The 22,514-nt window shown below is 62.4% G+C and carries 22 protein-coding genes and 1 tRNA gene; 15 read left to right on the top strand and 8 right to left on the bottom strand.

Annotated elements, in window-relative coordinates; all coding sequences use genetic code 11:
* Position 1: 1 nt before the first annotated feature.
* The 5 genes from M3P21_RS20020 (at position 2) to M3P21_RS20000 (ending at position 5,440) form a co-directional block, all read left to right on the top strand.
* Positions 2-1,333 (top strand): NAD(P)/FAD-dependent oxidoreductase, encoded by a 1,332-nt coding sequence (locus M3P21_RS20020; RefSeq protein WP_249712985.1) that lies wholly within the window; start codon positions 2-4, stop codon positions 1,331-1,333.
* 109 nt (positions 1,334-1,442) lie between these two features.
* A complete protein-coding gene (locus M3P21_RS20015; protein WP_249713001.1) occupies positions 1,443-2,402 on the top strand; it encodes a cytochrome ubiquinol oxidase subunit II in 960 nt (319 codons plus the stop codon).
* On the top strand, positions 2,399-4,489 hold the full coding sequence (locus tag M3P21_RS20010; RefSeq protein WP_249712983.1) for a cbb3-type cytochrome c oxidase subunit I: 2,091 nt from the start codon (positions 2,399-2,401) through the stop codon (positions 4,487-4,489). Before M3P21_RS20015 ends, M3P21_RS20010 begins: the two co-directional genes overlap by 4 nt.
* Entirely contained in the window at positions 4,486-5,118 is a 633-nt protein-coding gene (locus tag M3P21_RS20005; protein WP_249712981.1) for a cytochrome c oxidase subunit 3, read from the top strand. Before M3P21_RS20010 ends, M3P21_RS20005 begins: the two co-directional genes overlap by 4 nt.
* Complete coding sequence (locus M3P21_RS20000; protein ID WP_249712979.1) at positions 5,111-5,440, top strand: cytochrome o ubiquinol oxidase subunit IV; 330 nt, start codon at positions 5,111-5,113, stop codon at positions 5,438-5,440. The genes M3P21_RS20005 and M3P21_RS20000 overlap by 8 nt, the downstream gene beginning before the upstream one ends.
* Before the next feature lie 42 nt (positions 5,441-5,482).
* Here the strand turns inward: M3P21_RS20000 and M3P21_RS19995 are convergent, their stop codons facing one another.
* A complete protein-coding gene (locus M3P21_RS19995) occupies positions 5,483-6,469 on the bottom strand; it encodes an aldo/keto reductase (protein WP_249712977.1) in 987 nt (328 codons plus the stop codon).
* Between the two features lie 96 nt (positions 6,470-6,565).
* Between M3P21_RS19995 and M3P21_RS22610 the strand changes: the two genes are divergently transcribed.
* A complete protein-coding gene (locus M3P21_RS22610; RefSeq protein ID WP_283781072.1) occupies positions 6,566-7,369 on the top strand; it encodes a LysR family transcriptional regulator in 804 nt (267 codons plus the stop codon).
* A 5-nt stretch (positions 7,370-7,374) separates the two neighbouring features.
* Here M3P21_RS22610 and M3P21_RS19980 read toward each other — a convergent pair whose 3' ends face one another.
* Positions 7,375-8,388, bottom strand: coding sequence for a DUF3500 domain-containing protein (locus M3P21_RS19980; RefSeq protein WP_249712975.1), 1,014 nt, complete (start codon positions 8,386-8,388; stop codon positions 7,375-7,377).
* A 144-nt stretch (positions 8,389-8,532) separates the two neighbouring features.
* Between M3P21_RS19980 and M3P21_RS19975 the strand changes: the two genes are divergently transcribed.
* Positions 8,533-9,408 (top strand): TIGR01459 family HAD-type hydrolase, encoded by an 876-nt coding sequence (locus tag M3P21_RS19975; RefSeq protein WP_249712974.1) that lies wholly within the window; start codon positions 8,533-8,535, stop codon positions 9,406-9,408.
* A 105-nt stretch (positions 9,409-9,513) separates the two neighbouring features.
* On the top strand, positions 9,514-9,957 hold the full coding sequence (locus M3P21_RS19970) for a MaoC family dehydratase (protein WP_249712972.1): 444 nt from the start codon (positions 9,514-9,516) through the stop codon (positions 9,955-9,957).
* Between the two features lie 300 nt (positions 9,958-10,257).
* On the opposite strand, the gene M3P21_RS19965 is transcribed toward M3P21_RS19970, so the two are convergent.
* Together M3P21_RS19965 and M3P21_RS19960 are read right to left on the bottom strand one after the other, a co-directional pair.
* Positions 10,258-11,067: an alpha/beta fold hydrolase gene (locus M3P21_RS19965; RefSeq protein ID WP_249712970.1), complete on the bottom strand. Its 810-nt coding sequence runs from the start codon at positions 11,065-11,067 to the stop codon at positions 10,258-10,260.
* A complete protein-coding gene (locus M3P21_RS19960) occupies positions 11,064-11,666 on the bottom strand; it encodes a 2-hydroxychromene-2-carboxylate isomerase (RefSeq protein ID WP_249712999.1) in 603 nt (200 codons plus the stop codon). The genes M3P21_RS19965 and M3P21_RS19960 overlap by 4 nt, the downstream gene beginning before the upstream one ends.
* Before the next feature lie 108 nt (positions 11,667-11,774).
* Here M3P21_RS19960 and M3P21_RS19955 point away from each other — a divergent pair, with 108 nt between their 5' ends.
* Positions 11,775-12,794 carry a ribose-phosphate pyrophosphokinase gene (locus M3P21_RS19955; protein WP_249712967.1) on the top strand — a complete coding sequence of 340 codons (1,020 nt, stop codon included), beginning with the start codon at positions 11,775-11,777 and terminating at the stop codon, positions 12,792-12,794.
* 24 nt (positions 12,795-12,818) lie between these two features.
* Entirely contained in the window at positions 12,819-13,133 is a 315-nt protein-coding gene (locus M3P21_RS19950) for a MarR family winged helix-turn-helix transcriptional regulator (protein ID WP_373320086.1), read from the top strand.
* A 13-nt stretch (positions 13,134-13,146) separates the two neighbouring features.
* Here M3P21_RS19950 and M3P21_RS19945 read toward each other — a convergent pair whose 3' ends face one another.
* Both M3P21_RS19945 and M3P21_RS19940 read right to left on the bottom strand, forming a co-directional pair.
* Positions 13,147-14,208, bottom strand: a complete 1,062-nt coding sequence (locus M3P21_RS19945; RefSeq protein ID WP_249712964.1) for a Hint domain-containing protein — start codon at positions 14,206-14,208, stop codon at positions 13,147-13,149.
* A gap of 97 nt (positions 14,209-14,305) precedes the next feature.
* Positions 14,306-14,812: a hypothetical protein gene (locus M3P21_RS19940; protein WP_249712962.1), complete on the bottom strand. Its 507-nt coding sequence runs from the start codon at positions 14,810-14,812 to the stop codon at positions 14,306-14,308.
* A gap of 446 nt (positions 14,813-15,258) precedes the next feature.
* Between M3P21_RS19940 and speA the strand changes: the two genes are divergently transcribed.
* The 4 genes from speA (at position 15,259) to speB (ending at position 20,580) form a co-directional block, all read left to right on the top strand.
* A complete protein-coding gene (gene speA / locus M3P21_RS19935) occupies positions 15,259-17,229 on the top strand; it encodes a biosynthetic arginine decarboxylase (RefSeq protein ID WP_283781071.1) in 1,971 nt (656 codons plus the stop codon).
* Positions 17,230-17,253: 24 nt separating this feature from the next.
* Positions 17,254-18,465: a saccharopine dehydrogenase family protein gene (locus M3P21_RS19930; protein WP_249712958.1), complete on the top strand. Its 1,212-nt coding sequence runs from the start codon at positions 17,254-17,256 to the stop codon at positions 18,463-18,465.
* Between the two features lie 103 nt (positions 18,466-18,568).
* Complete coding sequence (gene nspC, locus M3P21_RS19925) at positions 18,569-19,738, top strand: carboxynorspermidine decarboxylase (RefSeq protein WP_249712956.1); 1,170 nt, start codon at positions 18,569-18,571, stop codon at positions 19,736-19,738.
* Positions 19,735-20,580 (top strand): agmatinase, encoded by an 846-nt coding sequence (gene speB / locus M3P21_RS19920; protein ID WP_249712954.1) that lies wholly within the window; start codon positions 19,735-19,737, stop codon positions 20,578-20,580. The genes nspC and speB overlap by 4 nt, the downstream gene beginning before the upstream one ends.
* Positions 20,581-20,715: 135 nt before the next feature.
* On the opposite strand, the gene M3P21_RS19915 is transcribed toward speB, so the two are convergent.
* Positions 20,716-20,791: transfer RNA gene (locus M3P21_RS19915), tRNA-Trp, on the bottom strand.
* A gap of 161 nt (positions 20,792-20,952) precedes the next feature.
* On the opposite strand from M3P21_RS19915, the gene M3P21_RS19910 reads away from it, so the two are divergent.
* Positions 20,953-21,657 (top strand): lysophospholipid acyltransferase family protein, encoded by a 705-nt coding sequence (locus M3P21_RS19910; RefSeq protein ID WP_249712953.1) that lies wholly within the window; start codon positions 20,953-20,955, stop codon positions 21,655-21,657.
* Positions 21,658-21,738: 81 nt separating this feature from the next.
* Here M3P21_RS19910 and M3P21_RS19905 read toward each other — a convergent pair.
* Positions 21,739-22,514, bottom strand: a 776-nt coding sequence (locus M3P21_RS19905) for a GIY-YIG nuclease family protein (protein WP_249712950.1), incomplete at its 5' end; no start/stop codon positions are given.

Raw genomic sequence — 22,514 nt, 5'->3', positions numbered from 1 at the left:
CATGCGGCTGTTTGAGGATCGCGCCTATGGGCCGGAACCCATCGCGGGCAGTTATTGGGCCACCACCGCCCCGTCGTTGCAGTATCCACCACTTGCCGGAGGGCAAAGCTGCGACACCGCCATCATCGGCGCGGGCTATACCGGGCTGAACGCCGCATTTGAGCTGGCCCGCGCGGGGCAGGATGTGGTGGTGCTTGAGGCCGAACAACCCGGCTGGGGTGCCTCGGGGCGCAATGGCGGGTTCTGCTGCCTTGGTGGTTCCGCCGCCGATTTTGCCGATCTGACCCGACAGGTCGGGCGCGTAGCGGCGCTGTCCTACTTGCGTACCGAACGCGACGCCGTGGAATTCGTCCGCGCCCGGCTGAGCGAGTGCGGGATCGAGGCTGACACCCATTCGCAAGGTGAAACCCTGCTGGCCCATTCGCCACACGCCGCACAGGCACTGCGCGGTCAGATCAGCGAATTGCGCGAAACATTTGGCGTCGAGGCCGATTACCTGCCCCGCGAAGCGCTGGCGGCCAACGGGTTCGCCAGCCCCGAATTTCATGCCGCCCTGACCACGCCGGTGGGCTTCGCGCTCAACCCGATGAAATACGTCACCGGGCTGACAAAAGCCGCCGATAAAGCCGGGGCGCGCATTCACGGCACCAGCCATGTGACGAAGCTGACCACCCCGCCCGACGGCAGACACCTGTTGCAAACCGCACAAGGCGAGTTGCGGGCGACAAACCTGATCATTGCGACCAATGGCTACAGTTCCGACACGCTGCCGACCTGGCTCGGCGGGCGCTATCTGCCGGTACCGTCCGCCATCATCACCACCCGCCCCCTGACCGAGGGCGAATTGGCCGCGCAGGGCTGGACCAGCCGTCAGATGTGTTATGACAGCCGCCACTTGCTGCATTATTTCCGCCTGTTGCCAGAGAACCGCATGCTCTTTGGCCTGCGCGCCGCATGGCGCTGCACCAAAGCCAGCGATGCCGCGACATTCGCCCGGGCCCAAATGGATTTCGCCCGCTTCTTCCCGGCCTGGGCGGATGTCGAGATCACCCATCACTGGTCCGGACTGGTCTGCCTCTCACGCACCCTGACCCCTTTTGCCGGTCCGGTCCCCGGCATGCCACGCGCCTGGGCCGCGCTCTGTTATCAGGGTAACGGGGTGGCGATGGGCAGCTACGCGGGCGCGCTGCTGGCCGCACAGATCACCGGGCGCGGCCCCGACACGCCGGCACTCATGACAAGACCGCTGCGCCGGTTCGAACTTGGCCGCTGGCGACGGATGATCCTGCCGCTCATCTATGGGTGGTATGGCCTGATGGACCGGCGCGGTTGAACCACCCGTCGGCCACGATCACGATCCGCCCACGAAAAAGGCTTGAGAATTCGGGCCCCTGCCCCGATAGTCCAAATGGATCAGTGACATAGTAAGGCGGGTAAGCGTGATGAAATCAGCCCGGCCCTCAGCGGCCCTGCCAGTTCTGGTTGTCCCGGCACTCTTGCTTGCGGCAATGCCCGCGCTGGCGGACAGCAACAGCTTTCTCGACCCGCAAGGCCCGGTGGCACTGGCGCAGAAAGAGCACCTGATCCGCGCGACAGCCCTGATCATGATCGCGGTGATCCCGGTCCTGCTGCTGGTGCCGCTGATCGTGTGGCGCTACCGGCGGCGCAAGAATTCCTCTGCCGCCTACCGCCCGAAATGGGACTTCTCGCCGTTGCTGGAAACCACCATGTGGGCCGTGCCGGTGCTGATCGTGGCGATCCTGTCGGTCTATCTGTGGAAAGCGACCCATCGGCTTGATCCTTATGCCGCCAATTTCGGCACCGATCCGGCGGTAGAGGTGCAGGTGGTCGGCCTCGACTGGAAATGGCTGTTCATCTATCCCGAACTGGGCATCGCCACGGTGGGCGAGATGGGTATGCCGGTGGACAGCCAGGTCGCCATGGAACTGACTACCGACACGGTGATGCAGTCTTTCCTGATCGCCGCCCTTGGCGGGCAGATCTATGCCATGCCCGGCATGACCACCCAATTGCATCTGGCCGCGAGCGAGCCGGGCCGTATGCAGGGCGAGAACACGCAATATAACGGGCGCGGCTTCACGGGTCAGAAATTCGACGCGGTGGCGATGCAGGCGGATGATTTCCAGAACTGGGTCGATACCGTGCGCAGCACAGGCCGGGTGCTTGATGACGCCACCTACCGCATCCTCGCCCAGCGCACCGACCGGGCCGAGGTGCAGCAGGCGCTCGGCACTGCTGACATGCCCGACAATGCGCTGTATTTCACGCTGCCCGACGCGCAGCTCTTCGACAAGATCGTGCATCGCTATCACGGTGACACGGCCCTGCCCCGCGCGGATCAGCCGGGCACCACAAGCTATGGGCAGGAGACCAGCCAATGAGCGCGTTTGAGACCACTCTCTTCGGCCGCCTGAGCTGGGACGCGCTGCCCCTCGCCGCGCTGCTCAAGAACCCCGGCACCAACGAGATCGTCGCCAATGCCGCCGGCGCCATTCTGGTGCTCGGCGCGGCGGTGGTGCTGTTCGTGCTGAGTTATTTCAGGCTTTGGGGGGTGCTCTGGCGCGACTGGCTGACAAGCACCGATCACAAGAAGCTTGGCATCATGTATATCGTCTTTGCGCTGGTGATGCTGGCGCGCGGCGTGCTCGAAGGCGTGGTGATGCGCGCCCAGCAAGCCGCCGGTCCCGGTGATGGCTTCCTTGAGGCCGGGCATTTCGCCCAGCTTTTCAGCACCCATGGCACGATCATGATCTTCTTTGTGGCCGTGCCTTTTGTGGTGGGTTTCATCAACTTCATCATGCCGCTGCAGATCGGCGCGCGGGACGTGGCCTTTCCGGTGATGAACCAGATCAGCCTCGGCCTGACCGTCTCGGGCGGGATGATGCTGATGGTGTCGCTGGTGGTGGGCGAGTTTTCCACCGGTGGCTGGACCGCCTATCCACCTTATACCGGTGCCGCCTTCAACCCGGGAGTGGGGCCGGATTACTGGATCTGGGCCATCGTTGTGTCGGGCATTGGCACCACGCTCAGCGGCATCAACTTTGCCGTCACCATCTACAAGATGCGCGCGCCCGGCATGGGCTTCATGCGGCTGCCGATGTTCTGCTGGACAGTGATCTGTTCCTCGATCCTGATCATCTTTGCCATGCCGCCGCTGGGGGTTGCCGCGCTGTTGCTGGCCGCCGACCGGTATCTGGATTTCCACTTCTTCACCAATGATCTGGGCGGCAACATGATGAACTATGCCAACCTGTTCTGGCTGTTCGGCCACCCCGAGGTCTATCTGCTGGTGCTGCCCGCCTATGGCATCTATTCCGAGGTCTTCGCCACTTTCTCGGCCAAGAAGCTTTACGGCTATGTCTCGCTGGTGATCGCCACCATGTCGATTGCGGTGCTCAGCTTTACCGTCTGGCTGCACCATTTCTTCACCATGGGTCAAAGCGCGCTGATCAACGCGGTGTTTGGCGTGGCCACCATGCTGATCGCCATCCCGACAGGCGTGAAAGTCTATGACTGGATGGCCACCATGTATCGCGGCCGCATCCGGCTGTCGGTGCCGATGCTCTATGGGATCGGGTTCCTGATCCTGTTTGTGATCGGCGGCCTCAGCGGTGTGATCCTGGCCAACCCGACCATCGACTTCCAGGTCCACAACACACTCTTCCTGGTGGCGCATTTCCACAATGTACTGCTGCCCGGCGTGCTGTTTGCGATGCTGGCAGGCGTCAACTACTGGTTCCCCAAGGCCTTCGGGTTTCGACTGAACGAACGTTGGGGCCGCATTTCCGTGGCTCTTTGGGTGGTGGGCTTCCTGTTCACCTTCATGCCGCTTTACTTCGTCGGCCTGATGGGCATGCCGCGCCGGTCGTTCAACTGGGAGGACCCCAGTTTCCAGCCCTATATGATCGCCGCCGTGATCGGCGCGCTGATCATCCTTTGCGGGCTGCTGTCGGTTCTGGTGCAGCTTTATGTCAGCATCCGCGACCGCGCCCAGAACCGGGTGCCGGTGGGCGATCCCTGGGACGGGCGTACGCTGGAATGGTCGATCCCGGCCCCGCCCCCCGCCTATAACTTCGCCGTCCTGCCGCAGGTGCGCGACCGCGACGCCTTTGCCGAGGCCAAGGAGAGCGGCACCGCTTACCTGAAACCCACCGGTTACGACGATATCGAGCTGCCGAAAAACACCTCGATCGGTTTCCTGCTCTGTGTGCTCAGCGGCGTGTGGATGTTCGCGCTGGTCTGGTGGATCTGGTGGCTGGCGCTTGGGGTTACGGTCGCGATGCTGCTCATTGTGATCGTCTGGACCTTTGCCACCGAGACCGAGGTGGTGATCCCCGCCGCGCAGGTCAAAGCCGAGCATGAGGCTTGGCTCGCGTTGGTGGCGCGCACCCCCGCCGTGGACCGCGATGACGAGGCCGCGCCCGCCAATCTGGGCTATGCCCGGCCCGACATGGAGGGCGCGACATGAGCCATTCCGACCACCAGACCTATCCCGGCATAAATCTGGGCGATATCGACCCCAGGCATCAGCAACGGGTCGAGACCGCGCAGTTCGGCTTCTGGGTCTTCATCATGAGCGATCTGGTCTATTTCGGCCTGATGTTCGCAATCTATATCACCATGATCGACGCCCAGGCGGGTGGCCCCGGCCCGCATGAGCTGTTCGACCTGCGCAGCCTGTTTGCCCAGACCGTTTTGCTGCTGACCAGTTCCATGACCGTGGGGCTCGCCTCGCTGGCGCTGAAATACCATCTGGGGCTGGGGCGCGTGTATCTGTGGCTGGTTGCGACGCTGTTGCTGGGGCTTGGGTTCCTGACGCTCGAGATCATGGATTTCATGAATATGGCCGCCAAGGGCGGTGTGCCGCAGCGCAGCGGGTTCCTCTCGGCCTTTTACGGGCTGGTGCCGCTGCACGGGCTGCATGTGGCGACCGGCTGCCTGTGGCTGGTGATCCTGATGATCCAGATGCGGGTGATCGGGGTAACCGACCAGATCAAGTCGCGGCTGATGCGGTTCGGCCTGTTCTGGCACTTCCTCGACCTGATCTGGATCGGTATCTTCACCATCGTCTATTTCGGAGGGCTGGCCTATGGATGACAAACACGCCGAGCACGCGCGCGAGCGCAGCCGCTACATCCGCGGGTTCCTGTTTGCGCTGGCCCTGACGCTGACGGCCTTTGGCATCGGGCATCTCTACGGGCCGCAGACGCCCTATGTCTATCTCGCCATCGGGGTGCTGGGCCTGCTGCAACTGATTGTGCAACTGGCCTATTTTCTGCATATCGACCGGCGCCGCGACAGCCGCGAGGACCTGGACCTGATCCTGTTCTCGACCATGGTCCTGCTGATCATCATCCTCGGAACAGTCTGGATTCTGGGCGATCTGCATATGCGGATGCAGATGGGCATGCAGATGTAGACCGGGCGCGCCAAAGCGCGGCCCAATGCGGTTTTCATGCCCCTACCGCGCCCGATCCTCTGAGTCCGGGGTGCGGGGCATCAGCGTCTCGATTTCGGTCATCACCACAGGTGGCAGAGGGCCGTGGCTCATAGCGCCTGCGCTGTCGAGAATCTGCACCGCAGTTCGCGCGCCGGGCAGAGGAATGCATGCGGGTGACCGGCCCCAGAGCCAGCAGATCGCGCCCTGCGCAAGACTGCGCCCCCCCGATTGCAATAGCTCTCGCACCGCATCAAGCCGTGCAAGAAACTCCGGGTTCGGACGCCCGTGCCGGAAATACGCGACCCAGTTCTGGTCGCTTGCCCGGACATCATCGCCGGGCAGCACGCTATCCGCGCCATAGCCCCCGCCCAACAGCCCCATGGCCAGCGGCGAGCGGATCAGCGGCGTCAATCCGCGCGCGTCCAACGCTGCCTGCATCCTTGGCGCGTCCAGGAAGACATTCATCGCATGTTCCACGGCCACAAACCCGTCGCGATCCGCCATCGCCTCGGCGCTGGCGGTGAAATCGGTGCTCCAGCCATAAGCGCGGATCTTGCCCGCCGCGCGTGCGCTCTCCATCTGATCAAAGAGCGGCTCTGCCACTGCCAAGCCCATGTCATTCACGTGCAGCAACAGGATGTCGATGCACTCCCGCTCCAGCCGGTCGAGGCAACGGTCGATGGCAGGCATGACATGGGCCGGGTCGGGATCGGGCGCGGTTACCTGTTTGGTTGCCTCGTCGACCTGTAGCCCGATCTTGGTGACGATCATCGCCTCACCCCGCCCGCGCAGCGCCTGGGCCAAAAGCCGGTCGGCATGGCCCGCCCCATAGGCGGCAGCGGTGTCGAACAGGTTTATGCCCGCATCCAGCGCCGCATGGATCGCCCGGATCGCCTCCGCATCATCGCTGCGGGAATAGCCCAGCGAGACATCGCCATTGTGCATCTCGCCACCAATTGGCCAGCATCCCATGCCCATCAGATTCGTGTTCGGTTCAAACAGGGTCATCGCTGTGGTCTCCTTTGCTTTACCCACAGCCTGCACCTCTGCATCTGGAACATCCACGAATGTTATTGTAGCTATCATTTCATGAATGAAACGATGATGGATTGGGATGATCTGCGCCTCTTCCTCGCGGTGGCGCGCGGGGGCGGGCTGGCAGCAGCATCGGACATGACCAAAAAAAGCGCCCCGACACTGGGAAGGCGCATGGTAGCTTTGGAAAAGCGGCTGGGAATGGATCTGTTTATTCGGTTGCCGCGCGGATATGCGCTAACCGCTGAGGGCGAGGCACTACTGGCAAAGCTCGCGGAGGTCGAAAGCCGTATCGCGCCGCTCTCGGAGGCAGGCAAGGAACGCAAACCGCTGGTCAAGCTTTCGGCGGGCACCTGGATGACCCATCTGCTCTGCCAGCAGGCGCGGCAGATTACCGGCGGGGATGTCTCGATCCGCTTCATTGCCGCCGATCACGTTTTGGACATCCGCCACCGCGAAGCGGTGATCGGCATCCGCAACCGCCGCCCCGAGCAGACCGGCCTGGCCTGCCGCCGGGTCGGGCAGGTGGCGTTCGCGGTTTATGCCTCAGATCCCGCAGTGACCACATGGGCGCGGGTTGTGGGCCGAACCCCGTCGGCGCGCTGGGTGGCCGAGACCAGCGCCGGACAGCCCGCCATCGAGGTGACCGATCCGCGCAACGCGCTGGACCTTGCGCTGGCCGGTTCCGCCCGAACGGTACTGCCCTGCTTCATCGGTGACCGAACCGAAGCCTTGACCCGTCTCTCGCGCCCGATCGACGATCTGAGCCATGACCAATGGCTGGTCACCCATGACGAGGAACGCTTCGCGCCTGCGGTCCGGACCGTCATCCGGCGCGTCGAGGCGTGGCTGCGCGACTTGCACCGCGGCTGATCCCTCTAGATCATATGCCGTCCGAAATTGCGCGCCGGATCATGAAAGACCGCGTGCAGGTGCAGGGGCTGATTGCGCAGGCTGGCGAACTCGATCAGGATGTCCTGCCCGGTCAGCCGGTAATAGATCGAGCCGTCCAGATCGGCCCCGCCCCAGGCAAAACGCAGCGCCGCCATATCCTGCTGCGCGTTCAGGTCCGTCTGCGCGGCGGCCATCGGCGCGGGCAGCACCTCGGTGGTATAGACCTCGACCAGCCGCGCGGCCATGTCGGCCTGCCCTTGCGGCAGGTCGCCCAATGCGACGCCCGCCAGTTCTGCTAACAGAGCCTGCTCGGTCCCGCCATTTGACAGGATATTTCCCGGCGAGCGCGGCCAGACCAGCGCGCGCTGGCGGGCCGTGTCGCTCAACCCGGAATAAAGCGCGCGGGCCAGCGCCTCTTCATCCTTGAGCACCACAAGACCGCGATAGGGCCCCGAAGGCACGGTGTTGGGCTCTGACGAATACGCGCTCGGCGTGGTCGAGATCACCCGGTCGTCCAGCAGCGTGAAGCTCAGCGACAGGTGGTGCCCTTCCCATCGCCACGCCCAGGCGCCGGTTTCCGAGGGCAAACCGTAGATCTGCACCGAAAACCGTTCGCGGTTGCGATCGGCTGACCCTTTGCCCCATTCATCACGCAGGATGTCCTGTTGCAGCATGATGTTCATCGCTTTCTCAAGACCTGGCGCGCTGGCAGCGGTGGCAAGCAGGTCCATCGCCAGATCCTTCTGGGCCGGTGTCATCTGCTCCAGCGCCAGCCCCGGCGCACGGCGCGATCCGGTCATGAAGTTCCAGGCCAGCCGGTCGGGCGTATCGAAGCCAAAAAGCACCGCCGCGCGCTGCGGCTCCTCCAGGGCCGCCAGCAGCGACTGCGCGCGCTGGCGCATCTCGGCCCCCGATGGCATCAATTGGGCCGACGCGGTGAATGGCAGGGCGGCGGACGCTGCGCCGGTTGCAAGGAACGTGCGGCGGTCGAATGTCATAAGAAATCCCTCCGTGTTGGCTCCGACCCTGAGTATAGCGCAAGGTCGCTCGCTCGTGGATCAAAGAGCCGCGATCCCGCAAGCCTGTGGCCATTGCCGCCGGGTTCGGGCATATCCCGATCAGGATTTAGCGCAGGAGACCCCATGAGCCAGATTATCCACTCGCTGAGCGACGTGTCCGACCGGTACCGCGCATTGTTCGTCGACCTCTGGGGCTGCGTCCACAATGGCGTCACCGCCTTTCCCGATGCGGTTGCAGCATTGAAGGCCTATCGCGCGCGCGGCGGCATCGTGGTGCTGGTCACCAACTCGCCCAAACCCCGCGCCGGTGTCATGACCCAGCTCGACGGGTTCAACGTGCCGCACGACTGTTATGACACCATCGCCACCAGCGGCGATTCCGCGCGCTCGGCCATGTTCCGGGGCGCGGTCGGGCAGAAAGTCTATTTCATGGGGGAACCGCGCCGTGACGCAGGGTTTTTTGAACCCCTGCATATCCTTGAAAGCCCGATCACGATCGAACGGGTGCCGCTGCGCGAGGCCGAGGGCATCGTCTGTTGCGGCCCCTTCGACCCGATGGCCGATCCGGATGTGAACCGGGCTGATTTCCTCTATGCCAAGCAGATGGGGATGAAGCTGCTCTGCGCCAATCCCGATATCGTGGTGGACCGGGGCGAGGTACGGGAATGGTGCGCCGGTGCGCTGGCGAGGCTTTATACCGAAATGGGCGGTGAAAGCCTGTATTTTGGCAAGCCGCACCCGCCGATCTATGACCTCGCCCGCCGTCGGTTGCAAAGCCTGGGCCATGACATTCCCGATGCCGAAATCCTTGCCATCGGGGATGGCGTGCTGACCGATATTGCCGGCGGCATGGGCGAAGGCATCGACTCGCTGTTCATCAGTGGCGGGCTGGCCGCGACCGAGACCAACACCCATCACGATCCCGATCCCGCCGCGCTGGAGGCTTATCTGACCCGCGAGATGTCAAATCCCACATACACGATCGGTTTTCTTCGCTAGTGCAGAAAGTTCTTGATTTTCTGCAGGTGCGAAGTAATAAAATTACCCATGTGATCAGAATCACGTCAGTTAATTACCGCCATGGTGGCGGAAGACGAGGGTGACATGTTGGATAACCTGCCGCGCGGAACAATTTGCATCGAAGATATCGAGATGGGCATGAGCCGCCATCTGCGCAAAGTTGTGACCGATGAGGACATCGAGATGTTCGCTCAGGTCTCGACCGACCGCAATCCGGTGCATCTGGATGACGATTATGCCCGCGATACCATCTTTGAGGGCCGCATCGCCCACGGGATGCTGACGGCGGGGCTGATCTCGGCTGTGATCGGCGAGCAGCTTCCGGGTCATGGCACGGTCTATATGGGTCAGTCGCTGAAATTCCTCGCCCCCGTGCGCCCCGGTGACATGGTCTATGCCGAGGTGAAGGTGGTCGATATCGACCATTCCAAGCGCCGCGTGAAGCTGGATTGCCATTGCTCGGTGGATGGCAAGAAGGTGCTCATCGGCGAAGCCATGGTTCTTGCGCCCAGCCGCAAATTCGACTGACGTTTCCTCTCGCAGTTTTCCGGTGAGGCACGCGCTTTTCTCCGCCACCGGCTTGGCCGGGGCGGCTCATCCCGTCATGGGAGTGCATGTGCATTAAAGTCGGCGGCGCCACCTGGTGCGCAGATCGGATTCGGGGCGTCACCCCCGCTCAGCCAACCGGTTGGTCGAGACCCCTGCCACAGGGTCCGGTTCCACGTCTGTTACGACACGCAGGCCCCAAGGAGCGCAGGTGAAGGATCGATCGACGCCACCCTGCCCGATGTGAGGTTTGCGTGACGTTAGCCGGGCGCGCGTTGCGGGTCAGCGACGCGACCAAAACCGCGTGATTTCATCAGCTACGCGGGCCGAATGGGTCAGCGGTGCCATATGGCCGGTCCCCTCCACAACCGCGTTGACGGCATCCGGCAGACGTCGGGCCAGCCCCTCATTCGCCGTCGCGGTAATCGCCGGTGAGTGCGCCCCACGCAGCAGCAGTACTGGCGCTGTCACGCTGTCCAACCCACCGGGGCGCAGCAACCCGTGGGGATCGCGGGTGATCTGGGCCTTGGCATCCGCCAGAATCGCCACTCCGCGGGTCATCGCGGCGCGGGTTGTCTCGGCAAGATTGAACCAGCCGATCCCCCCTGCCCCCCAGAGCCTGTTGAACAGACGTGCCGCCGTTTCCGGATCCCCGGCGGCAAGCGCGTCATGCACCGGCTGCATGCTTTTTGCATCCTCCACCGTGTCTTCGGGCCGGTCCTGTTTGGCCACCGCGAAGAAGACCGGTTCGAACAGCACGACGCTGCGGACAAGATCCGGGTGCCGAACCGCCAGATGCAGGGCGACCACCCCGCCAAAGGAGTGCCCGATCAGGTCCATCGGTTCGCTCAGCAAAGCGCTGCCTGCCTCGATCATACGATCCAGGATACTGCCCTGCCCGTCCCAATCCGGGCTGCGCCCATGCGAGGGCATGTCGGGCACTGTCACGGCGACATCCTCGCCCAGATGCTGCGCCAACCCCCGCAACGCGCCGGAATGGGCCATGGTGCAATGGAAACCCAGCACCTGCCGCGTGCCACGCCCAAGCCGCCTTACATGCAACCCTCGCGCCACTGCTGGCAGGACTGTCACTTCGCCCGCCCGGCCAGATGCCGGTCGAGATCGTCCAGTTGGTCCTGCCCCCAGAACCGCTGATCGTCGGTGGTGATGTAGAACGGCGCACCGAATACGCCGCGTTCGACCGCTTCCTCCAGATTGGCGGCATAGGTTTCGGCGCCGACCAGCAGGCCACTGTCGGCCAGACCGGGATCGAACCCCGCCCCCTCCAGACACGCCCGGATCACCGCATCATCGGCGATGTCCTTCTCCTCGCCCCAGCAGGCGCGCAGGATCGCATGGCAAAGCCCACCCAGATCGCCGCCACCCGCCTTGGAAGCGGCGATGATCGCATAAGACGATGGCGCGGCATTGGTGGGCCAATGGGCCGGTTTCAGGTTGAGCGCCATGTCCAGCTTGTCGGATTGACGGCGCAATTCCTGCAGGCGGTATTCCTGACGCGCCACATGCCGATCTTTCGGCGGGGTGCCGCCGGTTCGTCCGAACAGCGTCACGATATCCACCGGCTTGTAGGTGATGGTCGCCCCGTGACGGTCGGCAATCTCTTCCAACCGGGTCCCGGCGAGGTAGGAATAGGGCGACAGTGTCGCAAAAAAGTAGTCAATGTCGGCCATCGTCACTTTCTCCATCACGCTCTCTTTGCCGGACGGTACGCCCATGCTAAGCGGTGTCAACATCACGAATCTGTCACATTCGACACCGCTGCCTCGGGGATTCCACATATGCCGACACCGACCGAACCCAAGCTGATCGCTGGGAACGCCAACAAACCTTTGGCCGACGCGATCGCCCGACGGATGAGCCTGTACCGCGGCGTCGATCAGGCCCCGGTCGAAGCACGGGTCGAGCGCTTCAACGATGGTGAGATTTTCGTCGAAGTGTTCGAGAACGTGCGCGGTGAGGATATGTTCATCATCCAGCCGACCTCGAACCCGGCCAATGACAACCTGATGGAACTGCTGATCATCTCGGACGCGCTACGCCGGTCGTCTGCTGACCGGATTACCGCCGTGATCCCCTATTTCGGCTATGCCCGCCAGGATCGCCGCACCAAGGCGCGCACGCCGATTTCCGCCAAGCTGGTCGCCAACATGCTGACCGGCGCCGGGATCGAGCGGGTGCTGACCATGGACCTGCACGCGGCGCAGATTCAAGGGTTCTTCGACATTCCGGTCGACAACCTCTATGCCAGCCCGATCTTTGCGCTGGACGTGAAAACCCAGTTCAAGGACCAGATGGACGAGTTGATGGTGGTCTCGCCGGATGTGGGCGGCGTGGCTCGCGCCCGCGAGTTGGCCAAGCGCATCAACGCGCCGCTGTCGATCGTCGACAAACGCCGCGAGAACCCCGGTGAAGTGGCCGAGATGACAGTGATCGGCGACGTGAAGGACAAGATCTGTCTGATCGTGGACGATATCTGCGACACCGCAGGCACGCTGTGCAAAGCGGCGCAGGTGCTGATGGACAAGGGCGCCAAGGAGGTCCACTCCTACATCACCCACGGTGTGATGAGCGGCCCGGCTGTGGAACGGGTGACAAATTCGGTGATGAAATCGCTTGTTCTGACCGACACGATCCAACCCACCAAAGCGATCTCGAAAGCCAGCAATATCCGCATCGTGCCCACCGCGCCGATCTTCACCCAGGCGATCCTGAACATCTGGAACGGCACCTCGGTGTCGTCGCTGTTCGAGGACAAGACGCTGACACCGATCTACGAATCGCTCTACCACATGGACTGACCCTGCGGGTCACGCCCTCCAGCAATCATTGGCCTGGGCGACAGTCTGGAAATTGGCCGCCAATCGGTGGGTGCGTTGGCAGGCCAAATGCGGATGGACACCAGCACGCCCACCCCGCTGATCAAACGGCTGGAGGCGTTGGGCCGTGTTCTGCGCAGGCGCGGCGAAACGGATGAGCGGCAGGTCTTTGTGCACCTGACCCGGGGCGGTCGCGCCTTGCATGCAAAAGCGCCCGAGATCACCGCCTGCATGGTCGAGGGCACCGGCCTGACGGCCGAGGAACTGCACCGGTTGCAGGATCTACTGAGGCGGCTCAGCGAGGGGTTGCAGCCAGCCTGACGCCGCTTCGGCGTCAGGCCACTTCGTGCATCAGTAGCGCCGCTTCGGTGTCCGACAGCGCGCGGCGGGCGAAATCGCCATAGCTGTCCGGGTTGCTTTCCAGCGATGGCCGCTGTTGCAGCAACCGGGCGCGGTCGTGCTCGGTCAGGGCCGAGAGCGCGGCGCTGGCCGGATGGAAGCTTTCGGTTTCGACCCCGTTGGCCCAGATGATCTGATGCGCGGGCAGCAGCAGGTGCACATAGGTGACCTCGCGCGCCTGCAGGTCCACAGTGACGCTGGACCCGTTGATCAGTTGCCGCGCGGGCACCAGCACTTCGGGCGTGTTGAACAGCGCCCGCGCCGCCTGACCCTTGAGCAGCATCCGGTGCTCGGGCGAGACCAGCAATTCGGCATCGGGGCGGTCGGTCTCGAACGCCCCGGCAGCAAAGCGGATTGGCCTCAGGTCCGGCATCACAAAAAGCCGCGCGCCGCTCATCCGCCGCTTGCCGACCCACTGGATTTCTTGCGCGCCGCTGTCGCGGGTCTCGACCAGATCACCCTCGCGCAGATCCTCGACCAGTTGGAAACCGTCAGGCGTGCGAATCCGCGTGCCCGGCGTGAAGCAGATGACACCGCCCGAGGCCGGGGTCATGCTTGGCCCCGGCCATGCGTCGAAACGGTGCTGCACCACATGCAGGTCGGTCCCGCGTGGCGGTATCCCGTTGTGGAACATCAACAGCGGTTGCGATCCGCGACCGGCATCGATCAGCGTGATGGTGAAACATTGCGCTCCGTCGGTGACCACAAAGCTGCGGTCCATCAGGCGATCACCCGGCTCGGAACCGTTGTCGCTGGTCTGCTCGACCCCGGCACCAACCATCCGGTGCACCCGGTCCGCCGCGTTTCTGCGATGTGCGTCTTCGTTGCCCGTCTGTCCTGTGTCACACAGACCACCGGGTTCATCCACCCGCACGGCCTCGCCGCGCCATGACCAAACCACCCCGTCGGTGAGTGTATCCAGTGGAGCGGCCCCAAGGCCATCAAGTTCCGTCTGTGCCCAGGATATGACGAACGTGCCGCTAAAGCCCGTATACATTGCCCTGATTGCCCGCTGTTATTGTTATTAACGAAAGGTTAACAGGCCAGGCCGGTCTGCAAAAGCTTTTCGTGTCAGGGGCCGGGGTGGCGTGATCTCAAAACCTCAGATTGATGCCCAGAGGTGTCATCGGGCGGTCCTCACTGCCAGCGTTGATGCCCTGCCCGCTCGACGCCGGACCATAGGCGGCAGAGGGCGACTTGCCCGGCCAGTCGTGATTGGGCTTCTTTTCCAGAAGGCTGAGCGCGCTGGATGCGTTGCCCGTCTCATCACCGCCAAATGTGACATCGGGCCCCAGGCCGACCCCAAGAAACGCGCTGTAAAGCGATCCGGTCTCGCCATCCGAGGTCAGCAATTCGCCCGAACGGCCGCTGCCCAGCGTGAACTGGGTCGCCGGATCGCCGCCCTCGTTGTCGCGGGTCAGCAGCTTGGCGAAGGGCCGGAACGGTTCCGCCTCGGCCGCGCCATCCCGCTTGAACAGCTTGGCGAGAAAACCCGCTGAACTGGTGGAGGAGGCCGCCGGATGCCTCGCATCAACCGCGTCTTCCCTGACCACCTCGCGGCGCACGCTCGTCGGTGGTGAAGGCTCCGCAGTGGTTGCCACCGCGATCTGCTGACTGTTTGGCGCAGGCGCTTTGCGCTTGGTCCTCAAGCCGAGCTTCTGCAGCGGGTTGAGCCACCCGGTGCTCGCCTTGGGCTGGGTGCTGCGCGTCAAATCTGTGAACGGCGAAGGCAGCGCGACGTCCTGAGCGTTTCGTGAAACCGTGATTGTGGCATCGCTGCCCGAAACAGGGACATCTGTCTGCGCAGCAGCGCACAGCGGAAAGACTATTGCCAAAGGGACAATGAGACGGCGCAACATATTCAATTCCCTGTTCTGTTGTGCCCCCTTTGGACCTTAGTTTTCTAAAGGAATGGTTGTTCTCTCACTAGTGTATTTCAGCAACAGGTGCGAATATTGACGCAGGGTCAACCCCCATAAGGGCCACTAAACCGCCGTATTGACGCCGAATTCCGTGTTGCAGGGCAAAAGAATCGCGCGCGCGGCAAATGGTTTGGGTATTGGAAGAATCGACCCCCTCGCTTAAACGCGCGGGCAAGGTGACGAATTGGACGGAAGGGCAGCGCGTGTCGAAACAAAACCAGGATCCCGCGCATTCGGTCTATGCGGTCGACAAATGGGGCAAGGACCTGATCGTGGTCACCGACGAAGGCGAGATCGGGCTTCTGAACCCACTATCGCCCGAGACCCCGGCCATCAGCCTGCCGGGCATTCTGCAGGATCTGGACCAGCGCGGCATCAAGGCACCGATGCTGTTGCGCGTCAGCTCGTACCTGGAAAACGAGATCGCCCATATCAATGAAAGCTTTGCCGACGCTATCGCCCGGGTCGGCTACAAGGGGCGCTATCGTGGTGTCTTTCCGATCAAGGTCAATCAGCAGGCGCAGGTGATCGACCGGATCGTCGAATTCGGTCAGAAATACAGCTATGGGCTTGAGGCCGGATCGAAGCCGGAACTTGTGATCGCACTGGCGCATCGGCTGGCGCGTGAGGCGCTGATTGTGTGCAATGGCGTCAAGGACGCCGAATTCATCCGCCTTGCCATCCTCAGCCGCAAGATCGGTTTCAACACGGTGATCGTGTTGGAAAGCCCGCGCGAGGTCGACACTGTCATCGAGGTCTACAAGGAGTTGGGGATTGAGCCGCTGCTGGGCGTGCGCGTGAAGCTCACCAACCAGATCAGCGGCAAATGGGAGGAAAGCTCGGGCGACCGCTCGGCCTTTGGTATGAATACCGACCAGTTGGTCGCCGTCGTGGACAAGCTGCGCGATGCCGGGCTGAGTCATTGCCTGAAGCTGCAGCATTCGCATCTGGGCAGCCAGGTGCCGGACGTGAACGATGTACGCCGCGCGGTGGGTGAGGCCTGCCGCTATTTCACCGAACTCACGCGCGAAGGCGTGCCGCTGACCCATCTGGATCTGGGCGGCGGCATGGGCGTGGACTATACCGGCGAAAAGAAAGCCACCGAGAACTCGATCAACTACACGGTCGAGGAATATTGCGCCAATGTGGTGGAAACCGTGTCCTATGCCATGGACGAAGCCGGGATCAAGCACCCGACACTGGTCACCGAAAGCGGGCGCGCGGTGGTGGCGACCTCGTCGATGCTGGTGTTCAACGTGCTCGAAAGCACGCTTTATGACGCCCCCAGCGCGCCCGAGGTCGAGCCGGATGACCATCATCTGCTCAGCGATCTGGCGGCGGTGAATGGCTATCTCAGCGCCGAGCGGCTGCAGGAATGCTGGAACGACGCGTCTTTTTATCGCAACGAACTGCGCGCGCTGTTTCGCCGCGGCTATGTCGATCTGCGTCAGATGGCGCGGGCCGAACGCATCTACCTGTCGCTGATGGCACGGATCAAGGCGCTGGTGGCGGCGGCCGAGGGCGAAACGGATGTCGATGACGAGCTCAAGACACTCGCCGATATCTATCACTGCAACTTCTCGCTGTTCCAGTCGCTGCCCGATGTCTGGGCCATCGACCAGTTGCACCCGATCGTTCCCCTGCAGATGCTGAACCAGACCCCGGACCGGCGCGCGGTGCTCTCTGACATCACCTGCGACAGCGACGGCAAGATCGACCGGTTCATCCTGTCCGACGGGGTCTCTCCCAGCCTGCCGGTGCATTCCCTGCCCGAAGCGGATGAGTATTACATGGGCGTGTTCTTTGTCGGTGCATATCAGGAAACGCTGGGTGATCTGCACAACCTATTTGGCGACACCAATGTGGTGACCATCGACCTGCGCCCCGATGGCGGGTTTGACCTGCTGCACGAGCAGGAGGGCGACACGATTTCCGAAGTGTTGTCTTATGTCGAGTTTGACCCGGCCGATTGCGTCGCCGCCTTCCGCAAAATGGTGGACGAGGCGATCTCAACCGGTACTCTGCAATCCAAGGACCGCAAGACCCTGATGAACGCCTATCGCGACAGCATCAACGGGTACACTTACTACGAATAACCCCTGAGCCAGAGGAGAATTTCCATGGGCAAGACACTGGTTGTGGGCGCGGGTGGCGTCAGCCACGCCGCCGTGCACAAGATGGCGATGAACAGCGACATCTTCACCGAAATCACTCTGGCCAGCCGGACCAAGTCGAAATGCGACGCGATTGCCGCCGCAGTGAAAGATCGGGTGGGCGTCGAGATCAAGACCGCCGCCCTGGATGCCTATGACGTCTCTGCCACCGTTGCGCTGATCCGCGAAACCGGGGCCGAGATTCTCGTGAACCTCGCCCTGCCCTATCAGGATCTGGTGCTGATGGATGCCTGCCTTGAGGCGGGATGCCACTATCTGGACACCGCCAATTACGAGCCCGAAGACGTGGCCAAGTTCGAATATCACTGGCAATGGGCCTATCAGGACCGATTTAAGGCCGCCGGTCTGACCGCCATCCTCGGCTCGGGCTTCGATCCCGGCGTCACATCCGTCTTCGCCACCTGGCTCAGGAAACACAAGCTCGACACGATCCGCCAGATCGACGTGCTGGACGCCAATGGCGGCAGCAACGATCAGGAGTTTGCCACCAACTTCAACCCCGAGATCAACCTGCGCGAAGTGCTGGCCGAGGTCCGCCATTGGGAAAACGGTGCGTGGCAGACCAGCCCGGCCATGACCACCAAGGTTGAATACGACTTTCCTGCCATCGGCCCCAAGAACATGTACCAAATGTATCACGAGGAGTTGGAGTCACTGACCACCCACTTCCCCGAGATCGAACGCGCCCGCTTCTGGATGACTTTCGGCGACGCCTATATCACCCACGCCAAGGTGCTGGAAAATGTCGGAATGACCCGCATCGACCCGGTGATGCATGACGGCAAGGAAATCATCCCGATCCAGTTCCTGAAAACCCTGCTGCCCGATCCCGGCGATCTGGGCGCGGAAACCAAGGGCAAAGCCTGCATCGGCGACATCGCCACCGGTCAGGCCAAGGACGGCTCGGGCGAGAAAACCTACTACATCTACAACATCTGCGACCATCAGGATTGTTATGCCGAGGTCGGCAGTCAGGCCGTCAGCTACACCACCGGCGTCCCGGCCATGATCGGCGCGGCGCAGGTGCTCAAAGGCAACTGGACGCAGCCGGGCGTGTGGAACATGGAACAGCTCGACCCGGATGATTTTATGGACATGCTCAACACCCATGGCCTGCCCTGGCAGGTTCATGAACTCGACGGCCCGGTCAGGTTCTGACCCGGCAGGCACGGGCGGCCCGCCCGCCCCTTCTTCTGTTCCAAAATACCTCGGGGGTTTGGGGGCTGGCCCCCAATCCGCCCCCACCACACGCGGAGGCGGCATGGCAGACATGATGACCACACAAGCGGGTGACGCCGGGGCGTTTCGCCGCTTCGACCTGACCCGTGTTCCCTCGCCCTGCTTTGTCGTCGACGAACAGGCGATCGAACGCAACCTGACGATCCTCGCCGAGGTCGGCACCCGCTCCGGCGCCCATGTTCTGAGCGCACTCAAGGCGTTTTCCATGTTCGCGCTGGCCCCGCTTGTCCGACAACATCTCGGCGGCACCTGTGCCAGCGGTATCTTCGAGGCGCGGCTGGGCCGTGAAGAGTATGGCGGTGAAGTCGCCACCTTCTGCGCCGGTTACAAAGATGCGGATCTCGACGAAATTCTCGCCCTGTCGGATCACATCATCTTCAACAGCCCGGCGCAAAAGGATCGTTTCGCAACCAAAACGCAGGCCGCAAACGTTCAGGTCGGGCTGCGCATCAACCCCGAACATTCCGAAGGCGAGGTCCCCAAATACGACCCCTGCGCCCCCTGCTCGCGGCTTGGTACGCCAGTGTCACAGCTCACCGCCGACACCCTTGCCGGGGTGGACGGGTTGCATATGCACACGCTTTGCGAACAGGGGTTCGAACCGCTGGCGCGGACATGGGCCGCGGTGGAGCCGAAACTCGCCCCGGTCCTCGCAGACCTGAAATGGCTGAACTTAGGCGGTGGTCACCATATCACACGGGACGATTATGACCGCGAGGCACTGATCACCTTCATCAGGGCAATCCGCGAAAAACACCATCTCGAGGTCTATCTGGAACCCGGCGAAGCGGTGGCGCTGGATGCGGGCATTCTGGTGGGCGAAATCCTCGACCTGCCGACCAATGGCATGGACCTTGCCATCACCGATATCTCGGCCACCTGCCACATGCCCGACGTGATCGAGGCCCCCTATCGCCCGGCCCTGATGGATGAAGCCGAAACAGGTCTTACCTACCGCCTCGGCGGGCCGTCCTGTCTGGCCGGTGACGTGATCGGCGACTACACGTGGGCGGAACCGCTGCAGATCGGACAACGCTTCGCCTTTCTCGATCAGGCGCATTATTCGATGGTCAAGACCAACACGTTCAACGGCGTTCCCCTGCCCGCCATCGCGCTGTGGAACTCCAAAACCGACGCTCTGCGGATCGTCAAGCAATTCGGATATGACGATTTCAAGGAGCGCCTCTCGTGAGCATCTTCCTCGACAGCGAACTGACCGAGGCCGAGCGCCGTGACACCGCCCGGTTCCGCGTGATCCCCGTGCCGCTGGAGCGTACTGTCTCGTACGGTTCGGGCACCGCGCGCGGGCCAGAGGCGATCATCGCCGCCAGCAACGAGCTGGAGCGGCTCTGCAATGGCCACGAACCCTGCACCGCCGGTATCTTCACCGAAGGAGCGCTGGATTGCACCGGCGCGCTACCCGATATCATGGAAGATCTGGCTCAACGGACCGAAGCAGCGGTGCGCGCAGGGGCAATTCCCATCACGCTGGGAGGCGAGCACTCGCTGACCTATGGCGCGGCCACAGGTGTCGCGCGCGCCTTGGGCAAGCCTTTGGGAATCGTGCAGATCGACGCCCATGCCGACCTGCGCATTGCCTATCAGGGCGAAAAACACAGCCATGCCTCGGTCATGCATCTGCTGGCCGAGGACGGCGTGCGATTGGCGCAGTTCGGCGTGCGCGCCCTCTGCCAGCAAGAGGTCGAAAACCGCACCGCGCATGGCGTCTTCTACCATGATGCCGAAGATCTGGTGACCCATGATTTCCACAAGGTCGATCTGCCCGAGGACTTCCCCGAGCATGTCTATGTCAGCTTTGACGTTGATGGGCTGGACCCGTCGCTGATGCCCGCCACCGGCACGCCGGTGCCCGGTGGTCTGGGATATTATCAGGCGCTGCATCTGGTCGAACACGCGCTGAGCGGCCGCACCTGTGTCGGCTTTGACGTGGTGGAACTGGCGCCTGATGGCAACACCGCCTGGGACTTTACCGCTGCCCAGATCGTCTATCGCCTGATGGCCGCCTGCCTCTAGGACCCTGCCCCCGAAACCTGCGGGGTTGCCCCGCCTGAAGCCTGACCGCAGCCCTGATTCACGCTGATATTCTGCAAAACGCACAAACTACGGCGCGTTGGGCCCAAAAATCTGAAGCAAATTGTTGATTTTAAATGGCAGGGGCAGCAGGGTTCGAACCCGCGACCTACGGTTTTGGAGACCGTCGCTCTACCAACTGAGCTATACCCCTAAGGCCGCGCTTGGAATAGGCCAGCGGCGCGCGGGACTCAAGGGGGTTTCGACCGCTTGATGCAGAAATTTTCACCCGCCCGTTCGGCGCGGCCAAGAAAACAGATTGCGCTGCTGTGATGATCGGGTAAGACAAAGACCGGTTTTTCGGAGAAAGCAAACGTGAGCCTGCGCAAGAAGATCGCCGACAGCGAAACGGTCCTGAACTGGGCCGCGCGCCGGATCGCCTGGTATATCCGATTGGTGCGCAAACATTCCAGTTGGCAGCGCATCGGGTATGAGGAACTGGACGCGCTGGTCGACCAGGGCGAACCGGTGATCGTGGTGCTCTGGCATCAACGATTGGCGCAATCGCCCTATTTCTTTCCACTGGACAAGGCACGTATCTGCTCGATCACTTCAGCGGCGCGGGCGGGCAGTATGGTCGGGCGGGTGCAGAAACTGTTCGGGATGGACACGATCGCCATGTCCAGCCGCACCCGTCATGTGGCTCTGTCGAGGGCGGTGCTGGGCAAGATGAAACAGGGCATCTCGATCGGAATCGCCGCCGATGGTCCACGTGGGCCGGAACGGGTTTCGTCGACGGTGCCGCTGGTCTGGGCGCGCAGTTCGGGCAAGCGGGTCTTTGGCATCACCTATTCCAGCCGCCATGCGACTGAGGCAGGCACCTGGGACCGCCTGCTGCTGCCCCGCCCCTGGCGCAACGAGGGTGTGCTGATCTGCCGGGAATGGACAGAGACAGTGCCGCGCAAGGCCAGCGAAGACCAAATCGAGGCGCTGCGGCAAAACCTGGAGCAGCATATGAACGACATCACCGCCGAAGCGGATCGGATGGTCGGGCGCGAGCCGTGGGTGCCGGAGAGTTAAGCCTGACTTCCCCGCAGCTCATCCAATCCACGAGGAAAAAACCCTTCCTATTCCGTTCCAACGCAAGAGACCGCTCTCTACTCAGGGGACGGAGCGCCATCTATTCGATTGCCACCAGCGATCTCTCGTGACCATCTCAATGTCTCGATAGTTCATCCCGAACCATTCGGTTCCAAAGGCGTCTTTCAGCCGGTGTTTGGAGAATAGCCGGTGCAGCTTGGTTTCCAGAGCTGTCGCATCATCCGTCTTGAGGAGGTATCGCAGCACAGGGAGACCCGCGCTCCCGGTTCCATATTGTTCAAGGATACGGGTCGCGACCGAATTCACGTCGCTGCTGTCATGCCTGCCGATTTTGCAGCAGGCATAGCCAGCTTGATCCAATCTGCTGTCCGTATAGACATAAACCGCTTCCAGACCCTGACCGATAGTTTCAAAATCTCTGACCATCGCCATTCGGATTTTCAGCTGCCTGAGATTGCCACCATACTCCGTTTCCAGAGCCGCAGCCTGGCGCAATGACGCTTCGTCCGCGCTCCAACCGGTCAGAGTTTGATCGGATTTATGGAGCGTGACCGCCTTACCCTTCGCAAACCCGTTCCGCAAAAGGCAAAACACCGACGTGTCGCGAATGTCATCCCGCCACCCCCTCCCGTCATCCACAAGGCCGCCTTCACCGAGCTGCTCACGATATCGGCCCTGCGCCTCTATCACACTTGATGGCGGAGTGTTTGCGAGGACATCCGAGATCAACAGAGCGGCAGCTTTGCGCTGTATCGGGCGCATTGCACGGATAATGTCTTTGTGACTTGTATAAACCGGCTGATCGGACAATTTACCCTCCTTTGCTGGCTGGGCAA

It is taken from the genome of Ruegeria spongiae (genome assembly GCF_023502395.1).
Taxonomy (GTDB): Bacteria; Pseudomonadota; Alphaproteobacteria; order Rhodobacterales; family Rhodobacteraceae; genus Ruegeria_C; species Ruegeria_C spongiae.
This window is presented reverse-complemented; position numbering and strand designations above follow the sequence as displayed.

Coding starts and splice junctions, on each gene's coding strand:
- speA (WP_283781071.1), top strand. CDS start 15,259: ATGGTTTGGGTATTGGAAGAATCGACCCCCTCGCTTAAACGCGCGGGC.
- M3P21_RS20000 (WP_249712979.1), top strand. CDS start 5,111: ATGGATGACAAACACGCCGAGCACGCGCGCGAGCGCAGCCGCTACATC.
- M3P21_RS19960 (WP_249712999.1), bottom strand. CDS start 11,666: ATGGCCGACATTGACTACTTTTTTGCGACACTGTCGCCCTATTCCTAC.
- M3P21_RS20005 (WP_249712981.1), top strand. CDS start 4,486: ATGAGCCATTCCGACCACCAGACCTATCCCGGCATAAATCTGGGCGAT.
- M3P21_RS19930 (WP_249712958.1), top strand. CDS start 17,254: ATGGGCAAGACACTGGTTGTGGGCGCGGGTGGCGTCAGCCACGCCGCC.
- nspC (WP_249712956.1), top strand. CDS start 18,569: ATGGCAGACATGATGACCACACAAGCGGGTGACGCCGGGGCGTTTCGC.
- M3P21_RS19955 (WP_249712967.1), top strand. CDS start 11,775: ATGCCGACACCGACCGAACCCAAGCTGATCGCTGGGAACGCCAACAAA.
- M3P21_RS19970 (WP_249712972.1), top strand. CDS start 9,514: ATGTTGGATAACCTGCCGCGCGGAACAATTTGCATCGAAGATATCGAG.
- M3P21_RS19975 (WP_249712974.1), top strand. CDS start 8,533: ATGAGCCAGATTATCCACTCGCTGAGCGACGTGTCCGACCGGTACCGC.
- M3P21_RS19980 (WP_249712975.1), bottom strand. CDS start 8,388: ATGACATTCGACCGCCGCACGTTCCTTGCAACCGGCGCAGCGTCCGCC.
- M3P21_RS22610 (WP_283781072.1), top strand. CDS start 6,566: ATGGATTGGGATGATCTGCGCCTCTTCCTCGCGGTGGCGCGCGGGGGC.
- M3P21_RS19945 (WP_249712964.1), bottom strand. CDS start 14,208: ATGTATACGGGCTTTAGCGGCACGTTCGTCATATCCTGGGCACAGACG.
- M3P21_RS19995 (WP_249712977.1), bottom strand. CDS start 6,469: ATGACCCTGTTTGAACCGAACACGAATCTGATGGGCATGGGATGCTGG.
- M3P21_RS20010 (WP_249712983.1), top strand. CDS start 2,399: ATGAGCGCGTTTGAGACCACTCTCTTCGGCCGCCTGAGCTGGGACGCG.
- M3P21_RS20015 (WP_249713001.1), top strand. CDS start 1,443: ATGAAATCAGCCCGGCCCTCAGCGGCCCTGCCAGTTCTGGTTGTCCCG.
- M3P21_RS20020 (WP_249712985.1), top strand. CDS start 2: ATGCGGCTGTTTGAGGATCGCGCCTATGGGCCGGAACCCATCGCGGGC.